Here is a 14353-nt window from a genome sequence, read left to right on the forward strand (position 1 = left end):
CTAGGTTCTTCTTCCGTCTATCAAAGAAGTACTGGAATCAATACATGAACGCGTCCTTTGATCCTGAAGTGAACGGAGAGTTCTTTCTTCTAAGATCCCTTCAAGGCTCTCAAATAAAAACTGCTTTTGATGTTGGGGCAAACGACGGTGATCATGCGGGAGAAATGCTTGCAGCTCTTCCAGATACAAGGATCTTTGCATTCGAAATGGATTCAGAAATTTCCGAAAAACTCAACGAGCGGTTTATAGATGAGAATAGGGTCACCGTTGTTAATATTGGACTTAGTGATAGGCGCGGAAACTTCGAGTATTTTTTCAATAGCGCTGGGAATCATAGTGGTACCACCATGTTTTATGATCCAGCGGTAAGACCAAACAAGTATTCACATGAAGAGCGAAGTGCAAAATTTGTAACCGGTGATGAGTTTTGCTCTGACGCCGGGCTGGACTCGCTGGACTTTCTTAAGGTTGATACCGAGGGCGCAGATTTCGCCGTACTAAAGGGTTTCTCTGATATGCTATCAAATAAGAATATTAGACTTCTTCAATTTGAGTATAATTTTCATGCATTCAATGCTCGGGTATTCCTCTATGATTTTTATAAATTGCTTGAGTCATTTGACTACAAGGTTGGGAGGTTGTTTCCTAAAGGCGTTGATTTCTCACCTTATTCTATCGAGTATGAGGGTTTAAAGGGAATGTATGTTGCGGTTTCATCTAGCGAGCAAAAAATGTTAAATACACTGTCATACAAGCCACCGCATCGAAGCACATGATTTGTACAGTGACAAAAAAGACGAAATGAGCGGAGGCGCCGACATGAAATCGCCGCCGCGGCGCGGCTGGTTCCGGACCGCCGCGCTGCTTTCGGTCGCGGTCCTGGTGTGCCTGGGCGCGCTGATCGTGAATTCCGGCCCGCTCTACTATTTCGACTCCGGCAGCTACTTCAAGCAGGGCGACGCGGCACTGTCGCTCATTCTGCCCGCGGAGCATGCCGAAGGGGCCGGCGCGGGCGCGGGCGGCCGGATCGAGGATGACGACACGGTGGTCGGCTCACGGTCCATGGTCTATGCGCTGATCGTGGCGGCGCTCTGGCGGCTGGATGCGCTGTCGGGCCTGGCGATCCTGCATCTGGGCGCGGTGCTGCTGGCGGCCTGGCTGGCGGCGCGGGCCGCGTCTCACCATTTCGCGGCACCGCCGGGGCGCGCGGCGCTGGTCGCGGTGCCGCTGCTGGCCGGGGCGCTTGGGGCGCTGCCCTTCTACATCGCCTATGTGATGCCGGACATTTTCGCGCCGGTGCTGATCCTCGTCTTCGCCGCGCTGGCCGCGATGAGCCGCCAGATGGGGCCGCTGGAGATTCTCGCCGCGCTGGCATTGGGGTCGCTGGCGGTGGTCACGCATCCCTCGCATCTGGCGATCGCCGGGCTGATGGTGCCGCTCGTGCTGCTGGGGGCGCTCATACAGTCGCGCCGTCGCTGGTGGCTGCCGCCGCTCCTGGTGCTGCTGGTCTTCCTGGCCGGCGTGGCGGAGCGCGAGGTGTTCCGGATCGCAGCCAAGACCGTGGCCCACAAGGAGGTGACTTATACTCCGCATATCACCGCGCGGCTGATCGTGGACGGGCCGGGATACGCCTATCTGGAGGATCACTGCCCGGACCCGGCGCTTGCCACCTGCCGACTGTACGAGGCGCTGTCCTGGTCGGACGATCCCTATCGCTTGACCGTCTCGCATATCATCTTCGAGACCTCGCCCGAGCTGGGATCCTTCCGGCTGCTTCCGCCTGAGGACCGGCAGCGTGTCGCGGCGGCGCAGCGCGAATTCTTCTTCGATGTGCTGGCGGCGCGGCCCTTCGACATCGGGCTGGCCTTCGCGAAGAACACCCTGCTGCAATTCCTGTTCTACGATATCGGCATGACGATCCCGACCGACGGCGTGATGGAGAGCGTGCGCAACCAGACCCGGATGCCGGGGCTGGAGGGCGGGGCGCTGGCCGAAAGCCGGGGCTGGATTTCGGGCGTCATGCAGGTGCAGTCGGTGGTCTATGCGATCTCCTTCGCGGCGGTCGTGGTGCTGCTGCTTTGGCCCGGCCGGCTGCCCGGCCCGGTGCGCGCCTTCGGCGTGTTCCTGCTGCTGGGGCTCGGCGTGAACGCCTTTGTCTGCGGCGCGGTCTCGCAGCCCGCGGACCGCTACGGCGCGCGGGTGATCTGGCTTCTGCCCTATGCCGCGGCCTTCCTGGCCTTGTGTTTCCACGCCGCGCGCGACGCCGCGCCAAATCTCAGCGGAGGCTCCCGATGACAGCGGACGCGCCTGTGACGATCAGTGTCGTGATGCCGGCCTACAACGCCGCGCATCTTCTGCCGCGCGTGCTGACGCCGCTTATCGAGATGCTGAAGGCGGGGGAAGTGACCGAGGTGCTGGTGGTGGACGACCGGTCCACCGACAACACCGCCGATCTGGCGCGCGAGATGGGCGCGACGGTGCTGACCACGCCGCAGAATGGCGGGCCGGGCCTGGCGCGCAACCTGGCCGCCGACCATGCGAAGGGCGAGGTGCTGTGGTTCGTCGATTCCGACGTGATCGCCTGGCCCGACGGCCCGGCGCGGCTGCGCGCGGCCTTTGCCGAGCCGAATGTCGGCGCGGTCTTCGGCTCCTACGATGCCGAGCCCGCGGGCACCACCTGGTTCACCCGCTACAAGAACCTTCTGCACCGCTATCACCACCAGACCGCCAAGCGCGAGGCGGTGACCTTCTGGGCGGGTTGCGGGGCGGTGCGTAAGGATGTCTTCCTGGAGGTCGGCGGCTTCGACGTGGAAACCTACGAAGTGCCCTCGATCGAGGATATCGAACTGGGCTACCGCATCGTCGGCAGCGGGAGGCGCATCCTGGTGGAGCCGGAATTGCTGGGCAAGCACCTGAAGATATGGACGATCCGCAACGGGATGTTCACCGACATCTTCCGCCGGGCGCTGCCCTGGTCGCGGCTGATGATCGCCCGCGAGGGGTTGACCGACGACCTCAACGCCGCCGCGACCGAACGGCTGAAGGCCGTGGTGGCGGGGCTGCTGCTGCTGTCGGTTCTGGCATTTCCCTTCGCGCCGGGGGCGTTCTGGCCCGCGGTGCTGGCGCTGCTGGCGCTGGCGGTGGCGGGCAATCTGGGCCTGGCGCGGGTGCTATATGAAAACGGCGGCCTGCGTGTGGCGGTGCCGGGCCTGCTCTATCACCAGCTCTTCTTTGTCTATTGCGGGGTAGTCTATGTCTGGTGTCTGTTCGAATACCATGTGCTCGGCCGGAAGAAAAAACTGCGCGTTGCACGCGATTAGCGCCGGGGGGCGAAGCTGATGGGCCGGCTGCCCGATTTCCTGATCATCGGCGCGGCGCGGTCCGGTACGACCGCCGTCTATTCCTACCTGCGGCAGAACCCGTCGATCTTCATGCCCCGCGCCAAGGAGCCGAATTTCTTCGCCTATGAGGGAGAGGCGCTGGATTACAAAGGCCCCGGCGCCGACTACATCAACAACTCGATCACCCGGCTCGACGCCTATAAGGCACTCTTCGCGGGGGCGCCGGAGGGGGCGGTCAGTGGCGAGGCCTCGCCGCTCTACCTCTACGCGCCGCGTGCGCCGGAGCGTATCCACGCCCATGTCCCGCAGGTGCGGATGGTGGCGATCCTGCGCAACCCGATCGACCAGGCGCTGTCGCATTTCCACTATGCGCTCAAACAGCGGATCGAGCCCATCGACGATTTCACCGCCGCGCTCCAGGCCGAGGACAAGCGGCTGGCCGATGGCTGGCAGCCGCTTTTCGGCTATTCGCGCTTCCCGCGCTACGCCGCGCAACTGGAGCGGTATTTCAAGCTCTTCGACCGCGACCAGATCCTCGTGCGCACCTATGAGGATTTGCAGACCGCGCCGGGCGATCTGATCGACGAGATCACCGGCTTCATCGGCGCCGATACCTCGTTCCGCCCCGACATGTCCTATCAGCCCAATGCGGGCGGGGTGCCGCGCAGCAAGTTTTTCCAGGACTTCCTGATGAAGCCCAACCCTGTCACCGGGCTGATCGCGAAGGTCATGCCGCAGGAGATGCGGCTGAAGATCCGCGACCGCCTGTCGGGTCTCAATATCCGGCGCGATCCCGCGATGCCGCCGGAGGCCCGGCAGATCCTGCGCGACCGGCTGCTGCCCGAAATCGACCGGCTGGAGACGCTGATCGAGCGCGATCTGAGCGTCTGGAAGGTTTGAGCCGTCAGACCTTGACCAGCCGCCCCGGTGCCACCGTGAGGCCCAGTTTCGCGAAGACGTTGCGGCTGTCGAGCACCAGCGGCGCGGCGCGCGCGACCAGCGCGTAATCCGGCGCGGAATGGTCGGTGGTCACGATCACCGCGTCATAGCCGGCCAGCGCGGCCTCGGTCAGGTCGGCGGACATGCGGCCGGCCAGATGCGGGTATTCGCCGCCCTCGGCCATGCGCGGGAAATAGGGGTCGTGATAGTCCACCTGGGCACCCATCTCCTCCAGCCGGTCGAGAAGCGCCAGCGCCGGGCTGCGGCGGGTGTCCTCCACATCGCGCTTGTAGGCGATGCCCATAAGCAGGATGCGCCGTCCCGCAAGCGGCGCGGCGCCTTCCGCGTCCAGCCCCAGCTCGCGGCAGGTGCGTGCGGCCAGGTCGCCGGGCACCGCGTCGTTGCTGCTGCGCGCCAGGTCGATCATCGGCGTGGCCGAGCCCACGTCGCCTGCCCGCCACGAGAGATAGGCGGGCGAAACCGGGATGCAGGCCCCGCCGATCCCCGGCCCCGGATAGAAGGGCATGTAGCCGAAGGGCTTGGTGGAGGCCGCGGCGACCACTTCCCAGATGTCCACCCCCATCGCGTCGAGCGCGACCTTCATCTCGTTGACGAGCGCGATATTCACGGTGCGGAAGCTGTTCTCCACCAGCTTCACCGCCTCGGCGCAGGCGCTGGAGCTGACCGGCACGGCGCGCGCCACGATGGCGTTGTAGAACTGTTCGACCAGCGCCAGCGATTGCGGGTCGTCGGCGCCCACCACCTTGGGAATGGTCTGGGTGTTGAAGTCGTGATTGCCGGGATCCTCGCGTTCGGGCGAGAAGCCGAGGAAGAAGTCCCGCCCCGCGCGCAGGCCGCTTTCCTCCAGGATCGGGCGCAGCACCTGGGCGGTGGCGCCGGGCCAGACCGTGCTTTCCAGCACCACGAGCTGACCGGGGCGCAGCCGGCGGGCGATCTCCCGCGCGGCGGCGGTGACAAAGGACAGGTCCGGCGCGTTCTGCGCGTCGAGCGGCGTCGGCACGCAGATCAGCACGATATCTGCCGCCGTCAGGTCGGCGGGATCGCTGCTGGCGCGGAACCGCCCGCCTTCGACGGCGCGGGTGATCCGGTCGCCCGGCATGTAGGAGATGACGTGTTCGGCGGCGTTGATGCGCGCCACGCGCCCGGCGTCGACATCGACCCCGGTCGTGTCGAAGCCGGTCTCGCAGGCGGTCAGCGCCAGCGGCAGGCCGACATAGCCCAGCCCGACGACTGCGACCCGCGCCTCAAACCGGGCAATACGGTCCTGCAACGCGGAATAGTGTTGGGGAATGCTGTCCATGGTCTCTTCGGTCATCCGGAAAAGGTCTTTGTTCTGTGGCTCTAGTCTGGCGGCCAATTCTGGCGGGAGTTCAGCATGATCGGGGTGGAATTCCGCGCATCCGCAAGTTTTGCGTGATTGAGGCGTGGTGGCATCCCGGTTGTGGCCGAAAGCACAACAATCGGGGGTAAAATGCACGTATTGTTCACGAATTCAGGTGCCATCACTTCCCCCCGCCCGAAATGCGGCCAAGCCCGCGCGTGGCGCCCTGACGGATCGTGCGCAGCATCCGCCGCCCGGCGAAATAGGCGGCGCCGCGCCCGGCGAGATGGGCGCGCCAGCGGGCGATATCGGTGAAATAGAACATCTCCAGCCGTGGCAGGTCATGCAGGTCGGAACCCGCACTGACGATGCCCAGCCGCGTGCCCACGGAGGTTTTGTAATAGCGCGCGATCTGCGCGCGGACCGCCGGGTTTGTGGCGCCGTAGGGCGGGGCGAAATGCGGCACCGGGCGGGCGAGGCGTTCCTCGATCTCCGCACGCGAGCGGGTGAGTTCGGCCTCCAGCGCATCGTCGTCCAGCAGCGTCAGGTCGGCGTGGCTGACGGAATGGCTGCCGAAAAGCACGCCCTCGGCCGCCAGCTCGCCGATGGTGCCCCAATCCATGAGCGGGCGGGGCGGATCGTTGCAGTCGCGCCAGTCCTCGCGCCGGCCCACCAGCGCGGTGGGCAGATAGACGATGGGCTGGAAGCCGTATTCCTTCATCACCGGCCAGGCGGTCTCGGCAAAGTCGCAGAATCCGTCATCGAAGGTGATCGCGACGGCATGGGGCGACGGGCCGCCGCGATGGTTGGGCAGGTCGTCCATGTTGATGACCGGCACCTGTGCCTCGGCCAGCGCCTCCATCTGCGCGGCGAAGACATCCGGCGCGATCGAGGTCGGGCCGGGCGCGTCCGCGATGGCGTGATACATCAGGATGTCGATGGTGCCGGGCGCCACGTTCTAGTCCTCCACCGTATGGGTTGCGAATTCCGCGCGGTAGCGGTCCCATTTTGCGCGGTCCACGCGGCCTTCGCCGTCGATGCAATCCACCGCGCCATATGCCATCGCGAAGGCGTGGTGGGTGTTGTCATGGGCAAAGAGCCCCTGCCGCCCGAAGACGAGCAGCCCGTCGAGACCCAGGAGCCAGTCGTCGATCTTCGCGAACCGGTCCTGATAGTCAAGATCGTAGACCGGGTAGGCATAGCCCAGGCGCCGCGTCTCGCAGCGCCGCACCGGCACCGTGACGGGCAGGCCCAGATCGCCCAGCCAACCCTGGAACCGCTCGCCCAGTTCCTCGTCCGGCATCTCCCACCAGGGCTCGCCCGGATCGCAGGGCAGTTCGGCGCAGAGCACGGTGACGCCGCGCGGCTCGGTCGCGGCGGAGTAGTTCTTTGGCTCCGACATGCGGCTGATCGGCACCGAGGGTTCGGGGAAGTAATGCGCGTCGAACTCGGTGAAACGGTCGGTCTCCAGCACCAGGTAGAGCAGGATCATGCCGCGGAAGCGGATCGCGCGCGCGGCTTCGGTGACATCCTGCGGCGGCGTGTCGATCAGCCGGGTCAGCGCGGTCAGCGGGATGGTCGAGAGGATCAGGTCGGCCTCCTCCCGCCGTTCGCCCGCGCCGTCGCGCGTGTGGATCGCGGTGATGCGCTCTCCATCGCGTTCCAACCGCGTGATCTCGGTCTCGAAGCGGAACTCGACGCCGGTCTCGCGTGCGCGGTCCAGCATCGCCTGCGAGACCTGCCCGAAGCCGCCGCGCGGGTAGTAGAACCGCCCGGCCGTCTCGTTGCGAAGACCCGGCAGCAGGCGCAGCATCTTCATCAGGATCTTGCCCACCGAGCCGCTGGAGACGCGGCGTTCGGCCAGCGTCACGGCCAGCTTGTCGGGGTCGAGCCCCCAGAGCTTGCGCACGTAGGGAAAGTAAAAACTTTCCGAAATAGTGGGGCCCAGCCCGTCATAGAGCACGCTGGAGAAGGAGCGCGGACCGTTTGTCTTGCGACGCAGGGGCTTCAGCGCGCTGTCTGCGATCAGCGAGGCCGCGAAGCCTTTGGGCAGGCGCAGCATCGCGTCGCCCAGTTTCAGCGGGAAATGGATCCAGCGCCCGCCCAGCCGGATGCGCCCGTGCCGGGGGCGCAGCAGCAGATCGTCGCCCAGAAGCGCCTTCACATCCGCCATAACCGCGGGTTCCGCCGCCGGGTGGAAGCGGTGCGAGCCGAAATCGCAAGTCACGCCTTCGACCTCGAAGGAGCCCGAATTGCCGCCCGCCACCGGCGCGCGTTCCACCACCGAGATACGCCCGTAGCCCGCGCGCGAGAGCGCATGCGCCGCCGCGAGCCCCGCCGGACCGGCGCCCAGGATGATGATGCGCGGCCCGTCGCCTGCGGTCTTGCTGTCCGGCTCGTGCGTCACTTGGCGGTTTCCTTTCCGTCGGTCGGAGGGGTGGTCACGAACCTGCCCGACAGCGCCAGCACCAGCGCCCCGATGCCGCCCGCCGCAAAGAGCACCGCCTGCCAGACCAGCCCGGCGGCGACGATCACGGCCGGGTCGGCGCCGAAGGGCGCGAGGAACGCGGCGAGCGTGGCCTCGCGCAGGCCCAGCCCGTTGAGCGAGACCGGCAGCACGGCGACGATCTTGGCCAGCGGCCAGGCGAATATCCAGAGGGCCGGGGCGACATCCGCCCCCGCGGCGCGCGCCAGCCACCACGAGAGCAACACCAGCGCGGTCTGGATCGCCACCGATGCGACCAGCGCCAGCGCCAGCCGCAGGGGGTGGCGGGCCAGATCGGCGAAGGCTGCGGTCAGCCGCTCGGCCATGCCGCGGCCGGGCAGGCCGGGGGCGATGCGCCAGAGCGCGGGCAGAAGCCGGGGCAGGGCGGCGAACCCGAGGGTCACCCCCGCCAGGATCAGCCCGGCTTGCAGGACCAGCCCCGCGCCGGGGCCCGATTGCTGCGCGATCAGAAGCCCGAAAAGCGAGATCGCCAGCAGCGCGGCCATGTCGATCAGCCGGTCGGCGGCCCCCGCGGCGACCACGCGCGGCCCGTCGCGCAGCGCGCCATGCGCAAGGCCCGCGCGCACCGCGTCGCCGCCCACCGCGCCGGGCAGGCAGAGATTGGCCGCGAGCCCCGCGTAATGGGCCCGCAGCGCCAGCGGCACCGGGATGGCGCGGCTCAGCAGCCCCCACCATTTCAGCGCCGCGCCCACATGGGCGGCCAGAAAGAGCGCCAGAACCGCGGCGAAGACGGCCAGCGGGATCGAGGTGAGCGCGCCCAGCACGGCGTCCATCGGCAGCACCCAGAACAGCCCCGCCAGCAGCAGGGCCGACCCGCACAGCCGGATAAGCCAGCGCCGCCGCGCGGCCGCCTGTGTGGGTGCGCCCGTCATCTCAGGGCCGCAGATGGAGGCGGGAAATCATGTCGGCGATCAGCCCCAGCGACCAGATCATGATGGCCGACAGGAAGGCGAAGACCGTAGTTTCCGACAGGTCGTCCATGTAGATGTCGTAGCCGAGTTTCAACGTGCCCACGACCAGCAGCGCCAGACCCAGCGGGATGAACACCCGCAGCGGGTTGAAGAGCACGCTGATGCGCAGGACCAGGATCAGGAAATTCAGGAAGTCGATCGGCCGGATCTTCGATTTGCCCACGCGTTTGCCGTATTCGATGGGCATATAGATCATCCGCTTGCCGTTCGATGCCATGCAGAGCGTGATCGTCGTGGTGAAGGAGAAGTTCTGCGGCAGGAGCGGCAGGAAGGGAATCAGCTCCTCCCGCCGGAAGACGCGCAGGCCGGAATTGAGGTCGTTGAGCCTGCGCTCGGCCAGGAAGGAGGCGAATTTGTTGAGCACCCATTTCGCCGGGCGCCGGATGAGCGGCACGTTCTTCATCGCCGCGCCGCGGTCGCCCACCACCATGTCCTGTTCGCGGCAGGCGGCCAGCATCTCGGGCAGGTAGCGCGCCGGATAGGTGCCGTCGGCGTCGAGGATCGCGACATAGGCGTATTGCGTCATGCGCACCCCGCGCTTGAGGCTGGCGCCGTAGCCCGAGTTCACGTCGTTGAAGGCGATCTTCGCCCCGGCGGCGGCGGCTTCGGCGCGGGTGCCGTCCTCCGACGCGTCATCTACCACGATCACCTCATAGGGGATGCCCAGCGGGTCGAGATGTTTGCGCACGTCCTCGACCGTCATGCGGACCGCGCCTTCCTCGTTGAAGGCGGGGATCACCACGCTCAACTCCAGCCCCTCGTAATCCGTGGATGCGGCGCTCTCCCCGCTCTGCTTCTCGGCGACCTGATCCATGCAGCACACAACCCCTTTGTCACCGCCCACACGCGGGCCCCGGTCCCGCGCAGGGCGTCTCAATACCGGTATCGCAACCCTGAAAATTCCTTCGGCGCCCATGATATTCAAACAGCTTCTTGCTGAACATAGGGAATTATTCGGGCCGTCGCGTGGCGGCGCCCCGGTAATGCCGCGAATGCGTAACGAATGGGCAACATTTCGGGGAATTCCGGGCATCAGGGCGCGCTTGTCAGCGGATGGCGCGTCGCCTAGCCTCGGGCGCGGGGGAGGTGACGGCGATGCGGTTCACATCAGGGATGCTTGCGGCTCTCGCGATGCTCTGGCCCGGTGCGGGGCTTTGGGCGGCGGAGATTACGCTCGACCCCGGCCAGCGGTTCCAGACCATGTCCGGATGGGAGGCGACGGCCGATCTGCCCGACAACCCGACCGCCCCGGTATACGCCGCCTATCGCGCGGAACAGCTCGACCGCACGGTGGCGGAGGTAGGCATCAACCGGGTGCGGCTGGAAATCCGGTCCGGCGCGGAGAGCAGCACCGGGATCATCTCCCGCTTCATCCGCGGCGAGATCGGCTTCGACGACTGGAAAAACACGCGTTATCAATCAGATAACGACAATGACGACCCGTTCACGATCAACTGGGACGGGTTCGATTTCGCCGAGCTGGACTGGCATGTGGAGCGCACGGTCCTGCCGCTGCGCGACCGGCTGGCACGGCGCGGCGAGCGGCTGATCGTGAACCTCTGCTACGTCGCCTTCGACAATGGCCAGACCTTCCACATGGCGCCGGAGGAATATGCCGAATTCGTGCTGGCCACCTATCTGCATCTGGACCGGAAATACGGCTTCACCCCCGACCTGTGGGAGCTCGTGCTGGAGCCCGACCTGCCGCGCGACGGCTGGACCGGGGCGCAGATGGGCGCGGCGATGGCGGCGACCTCGAAGCGGCTGCGCGCGCACGGGTTCACGCCGGCCTTCGTGGCGCCCTCGGTCACCAACATGAAGCACGCCGTGCCTTACGTGGAGGCGATTGCCGACGTGCCCGGCGCGATGCGCGATTTCGTGGAGCTCTCCTATCACCGCTACGGCGGACGCGGCACGGAAGTCCTGCGCGACATCGCCCGGACGGCGGGGGGTTACGGGTTGCGCACGGGGATGCTGGAATGGTGGTTCGGACGCGCCACGCATGAGGTGCTGCACGAGGATCTGACGGTCGGCATGAATTCGGCCTGGCAGGGGCGCGTGGTGCGTGGGCTGCACGATGTGGGGCCGGGCAACACCCTGAGCCCGAGACCCGAAGTGCGCTACACGCTGCAATACTTCCGCCACGTGCGCCACGGCGCGGTGCGCATCGGTGCGGCGACAGACAGCCCCGGCCTGTTCGACCCGGTCGCCTTCGTCAACCCGGATGGGCGGTACACGGTGGTCGTCAAGGCCGCGCGCGCGGGTGTGGTGGCGATCGCCGGGCTGCCGGAGGGCCGCTATCGGGTCTCCTATGCCGTGCGGCGCGGTTCGGCGGAACTGCCCGCGCCGGTGGCGACCGGCCCGGACCGGCGGCTGGCGGCCGAGATACCGGGCGCGGGCGTGCTGACCGTGACGGCGGAGTGACCCTGCGCGGCTTCCCGTCGGCGCGGCGGGCTGCTACTGCTCGATTGTCGGAATAGGGCGGCCCGGAGCGGCGGGGACGGAATGTCACTGGAGCGGAAATTCAGCAGCGGCGTGGCCTGGATGTCGGCCGGCAACTGGATCGAGCAGGCGATCAACTTCATCGTCTTCGCGCTGCTGGCGCGGCTGCTGGGGGTCGAAGCGTTCGGCTTCCTCGCGATGGCCGCGGCCTTCGTGCTGGTCTCGGAGTTTCTGGTGCGCGAATCCATCTCCGAGGTGCTGCTGACCCGTGACGACCCCTCGCCCGAGCGGCTGAGTTCGGTTTTCTGGATGCTGGCGGGGTTCGGCGCGGCGCTGGCGTTGCTGTTGGTGCTCATTTCGGACCCGGTGGCGCGGATGTATGGCGAGCCGCAGGTCGGCCCGCTGATCCTGGCGCTTTCGCCCACGGTGCCGATGATCGCGCTGACGGCGGTGCCGGTGGCGATCCTGCGCCGCGAAATGCAGTTCCGGGTGCTGGCCTTGCGCGCCATCGCCGGGGTGGTCGCGGGCGGCGTCGTGGGGATCGGCATGGCCTGGGCGGGCTTCGGGGTCTGGAGCCTGGCGGGACAGCGGCTGGCGCAGGTCGGGGTCAATATCGTGATGGCCTGGGCGGCGGTCACGTGGCGCCCGTCGCTGACCTGCTCGCGCCGCCACATGCGCGAGGTGATGGGTTTCGCCAGTCAGGTCGTGGGTCTGCGCGCGGCCGAGCTGACGGCGATCCAGATGCCCGCCGTTATCATTGGCGTGACGCTGGGCCCGGTGCAGGCGGGACTCTTCTCGATCGCCTGGCGGGTGGTGGAGATCGCCTCCTTCCTGATCGTCACACCCTTGCGCATGGTCTCTCAGCCGGCCTTCGGCGCGATGACGCGGGCGGGGGGTGTCGCCTCGAACCTGCTGCTGGACATCATGCGGATGGCGGGGCTTGCGGTCTTTCCCGCCTTCGCCGGGCTCGCGGTGCTCTCCGGCCCGCTGCTGGTGCTGCTCTTCGGCGAGAAATGGACCGATGCCGCCCCGGTGCTGAGCGTCATGGCGGGGTTCGGCGTCTATCTCTGCATCGAGAAGGTGCAGCAATCCTTCTGCCTTGCGGCGGGGCGCATCGGGGTGGTGAGCGTGCTCGCCTGGTGCGAGGTGGCGCTCGGCGCGGCGCTGATCCTGGCGGCTTCGCGCTTCGGGCTGACGGCGCTGACCGCGGGCTTCGTCGCGGCCTTCCTGATCGTTTGGGTCTTCCGCTTCCGCAATGTCGCGGCGATTGCCGGTGTACCGGTTCGCGCTCTGGCCGGGGTCCATCTGCCGCCGATCCTGGGCGCGCTGGTGATGGCCGGGGGGGTATTCTGGCTGCGGGCGCAGATGACGGGGTTGCCGCTGGCCGCGCAGGTCGGGCTGGGAACGCTGGCCGGGATCGCGATATTCGGCGGATACGCGGCGCTTTTCCTGCGCGTCCGGCTGCGGCTGGTGGCGCGGTTCGCCGGGGCGGGGGCCGCGCCGGGTGCCGGGGAGGCGGGGTAGTGTGGCGGAACCGGATCTCACCGCTTTGAAACGGAGTGATATCGGCCCCTTTTTCCCCGGATCGCGTGCGATCCGGTTCGCGCCCGACCCCACCCTCGGGGCCGGGCGCGACCCTCTGTTGCGTCCCGGCGACAATCGGACACGCCGCCGCGCCCTGTTGGCGGCTGCGCAACAATGGCCTGCGGCCCGTGTCCGCTTTGCAAGGGCCGGGGGCGATCCCCCCGCCGTTTCCGGCATTTGACCGCGCGCGGCGCGGCCGGTCATGCTATAGCTCGGGCGGGTATTTCGATTCAGGTTTCTCGGGGTGAGACACATGCATATTCTGGTCACGGGCGGCGCCGGGTTCATCGGCTCCCATCTTTCCGAACGGCTGATCGCGGACGGCCATACCGTGACCGCGCTCGACGATCTCTCCACCGGGCAGGTGTCGAACCTGGCCGGGATCATGGGCCATCAGGGCTTCGAGTTCATCGAGGGCACGATCCTCGACCGGCCCTTGGTGGCTGAGCTGGTGGCGCGCGCCGACAAGGTTTTCCACCTGGCCGCCGCCGTGGGCGTCAAGAAGATCATGGAGGAGCCGAGCCGCTCGATCCTGACCAATGTCGCGGGCACCGAGAACGTGCTGGACGCCGCACTCGCCGACATGACGCATACGTTCGTCGCCTCGACCTCCGAGGTCTATGGCAAGACCACCAAGTTTCCGTTCAGCGAGGATGATGACCTGACCATCGGGGCGACGAAGAACCTGCGCTGGTCCTATGCCTGCGCCAAGACGCTGGACGAGTTCCTGGCGCTCGCCCATGCCCGCGAAACCGGCCTGCCGGTGACGGTGTTGCGCTTCTTCAACACCACCGGGCCGCGCCAGACCGGGCGCTATGGGATGGTGCTGCCCAATTTCGTCAAGGCCGCGCTGGAGGGCCGGCCGCTCATGGTGCATGGCACGGGCGAGCAGTCGCGCTGTTTCGGGCATGTGCGCGACGTGGTCGATGCGCTCTGCCTGCTGATGGAAAACCCCGCCGCCCTGGGCGAGGTCTTCAATATCGGCACCGATCGGGAGGTGACGATCCGGGGTCTGGCCGAACAGGTGATCACGGCGACGGGGTCAAGCTCGGGCATCGAGCTGGTGCCCTATGCGCAAGTCTACCCGGAAGGGTTCGAGGATATGGAGCGCCGCCTGCCCGATGTCTCGAAGCTGGAGCGCGTGACCGGCTTCCGTCCGACGACGCCGCTTGAGCGGATCATCGAGGACATCATCGCAGATATGCGCCAGCCCGCGGAAGTGTGACCG

General features: G+C 66.8%; 12 protein-coding genes. 7 read left to right on the forward strand and 5 right to left on the reverse strand.

Translation table 11 applies throughout. From position 1 onward, the window contains the following. Positions 1-44: 44 nt before the first annotated feature. From DDZ14_RS07500 to DDZ14_RS07515, 4 genes are read left to right on the forward strand one after another with little or no spacing between them, the layout of a single operon-like run. Positions 45-776, forward strand: coding sequence for an FkbM family methyltransferase (locus DDZ14_RS07500; protein ID WP_109424340.1), 732 nt, complete (start codon positions 45-47; stop codon positions 774-776). 43 nt (positions 777-819) lie between these two features. Next, the gene (locus tag DDZ14_RS07505; RefSeq protein ID WP_146193106.1) at positions 820-2295 is read left to right on the forward strand and encodes a hypothetical protein; all 1476 of its coding nucleotides are present in this window, start codon (positions 820-822) and stop codon (positions 2293-2295) included. Continuing rightward, a complete protein-coding gene (locus tag DDZ14_RS07510) occupies positions 2292-3320 on the forward strand; it encodes a glycosyltransferase family 2 protein (protein WP_109424342.1) in 1029 nt (342 codons plus the stop codon). The genes DDZ14_RS07505 and DDZ14_RS07510 overlap by 4 nt, the downstream gene beginning before the upstream one ends. 18 nt (positions 3321-3338) lie before the next feature. Further along, on the forward strand, positions 3339-4241 hold the full coding sequence (locus tag DDZ14_RS07515; protein WP_109424343.1) for a sulfotransferase domain-containing protein: 903 nt from the start codon (positions 3339-3341) through the stop codon (positions 4239-4241). A 4-nt stretch (positions 4242-4245) separates the two neighbouring features. On the opposite strand, the gene DDZ14_RS07520 is transcribed toward DDZ14_RS07515, so the two are convergent. From DDZ14_RS07520 to DDZ14_RS07540, 5 genes are all read right to left on the reverse strand, one after another. Then, positions 4246-5616, reverse strand: coding sequence for a nucleotide sugar dehydrogenase (locus tag DDZ14_RS07520; protein WP_109424344.1), 1371 nt, complete (start codon positions 5614-5616; stop codon positions 4246-4248). A gap of 187 nt (positions 5617-5803) precedes the next feature. Continuing rightward, positions 5804-6577: a polysaccharide deacetylase family protein gene (locus tag DDZ14_RS07525; RefSeq protein WP_109424345.1), complete on the reverse strand. Its 774-nt coding sequence runs from the start codon at positions 6575-6577 to the stop codon at positions 5804-5806. Between the two features lie 3 nt (positions 6578-6580). Next, entirely contained in the window at positions 6581-8029 is a 1449-nt protein-coding gene (locus DDZ14_RS07530; RefSeq protein ID WP_158275481.1) for an NAD(P)/FAD-dependent oxidoreductase, read from the reverse strand. Continuing rightward, a complete protein-coding gene (locus DDZ14_RS07535; RefSeq protein ID WP_109424347.1) occupies positions 8026-9000 on the reverse strand; it encodes a lysylphosphatidylglycerol synthase transmembrane domain-containing protein in 975 nt (324 codons plus the stop codon). The genes DDZ14_RS07530 and DDZ14_RS07535 overlap by 4 nt, the downstream gene beginning before the upstream one ends. 1 nt (position 9001) lies before the next feature. Further along, on the reverse strand, positions 9002-9913 hold the full coding sequence (locus DDZ14_RS07540; protein ID WP_158275482.1) for a glycosyltransferase family 2 protein: 912 nt from the start codon (positions 9911-9913) through the stop codon (positions 9002-9004). 281 nt (positions 9914-10194) lie between these two features. Between DDZ14_RS07540 and DDZ14_RS07545 the strand changes: the two genes are divergently transcribed. The 3 genes from DDZ14_RS07545 (at position 10195) to DDZ14_RS07555 (ending at position 14350) form a co-directional block, all read left to right on the forward strand. After that, complete coding sequence (locus DDZ14_RS07545; RefSeq protein WP_146193107.1) at positions 10195-11523, forward strand: glycoside hydrolase family 30 beta sandwich domain-containing protein; 1329 nt, start codon at positions 10195-10197, stop codon at positions 11521-11523. Between the two features lie 81 nt (positions 11524-11604). Next, positions 11605-13065 carry an oligosaccharide flippase family protein gene (locus tag DDZ14_RS07550; protein ID WP_109424350.1) on the forward strand — a complete coding sequence of 487 codons (1461 nt, stop codon included), beginning with the start codon at positions 11605-11607 and terminating at the stop codon, positions 13063-13065. Positions 13066-13378: 313 nt separating this feature from the next. After that, complete coding sequence (locus DDZ14_RS07555; protein WP_109424351.1) at positions 13379-14350, forward strand: NAD(P)-dependent oxidoreductase; 972 nt, start codon at positions 13379-13381, stop codon at positions 14348-14350. Positions 14351-14353 lie beyond the last annotated feature (3 nt).

It is taken from the genome of Maritimibacter sp. 55A14, assembly GCF_003122205.1.
GTDB lineage: Bacteria > Pseudomonadota > Alphaproteobacteria > Rhodobacterales > Rhodobacteraceae > QEYE01.

What these genes read in the sequence shown, in the direction of transcription:
- DDZ14_RS07500 (WP_109424340.1), top strand. Translation starts at nt 45, where the DNA reads ATGAACGCGTCCTTTGATCCTGAAGTGAACGGAGAGTTCTTTCTTCTA.
- DDZ14_RS07540 (WP_158275482.1), bottom strand. Translation starts at nt 9,913, where the DNA reads ATGGATCAGGTCGCCGAGAAGCAGAGCGGGGAGAGCGCCGCATCCACG.
- DDZ14_RS07550 (WP_109424350.1), top strand. Translation starts at nt 11,605, where the DNA reads ATGTCACTGGAGCGGAAATTCAGCAGCGGCGTGGCCTGGATGTCGGCC.
- DDZ14_RS07535 (WP_109424347.1), bottom strand. Translation starts at nt 9,000, where the DNA reads ATGACGGGCGCACCCACACAGGCGGCCGCGCGGCGGCGCTGGCTTATC.
- DDZ14_RS07545 (WP_146193107.1), top strand. Translation starts at nt 10,195, where the DNA reads ATGCGGTTCACATCAGGGATGCTTGCGGCTCTCGCGATGCTCTGGCCC.
- DDZ14_RS07555 (WP_109424351.1), top strand. Translation starts at nt 13,379, where the DNA reads ATGCATATTCTGGTCACGGGCGGCGCCGGGTTCATCGGCTCCCATCTT.
- DDZ14_RS07505 (WP_146193106.1), top strand. Translation starts at nt 820, where the DNA reads ATGAAATCGCCGCCGCGGCGCGGCTGGTTCCGGACCGCCGCGCTGCTT.
- DDZ14_RS07515 (WP_109424343.1), top strand. Translation starts at nt 3,339, where the DNA reads ATGGGCCGGCTGCCCGATTTCCTGATCATCGGCGCGGCGCGGTCCGGT.
- DDZ14_RS07520 (WP_109424344.1), bottom strand. Translation starts at nt 5,616, where the DNA reads ATGACCGAAGAGACCATGGACAGCATTCCCCAACACTATTCCGCGTTG.
- DDZ14_RS07510 (WP_109424342.1), top strand. Translation starts at nt 2,292, where the DNA reads ATGACAGCGGACGCGCCTGTGACGATCAGTGTCGTGATGCCGGCCTAC.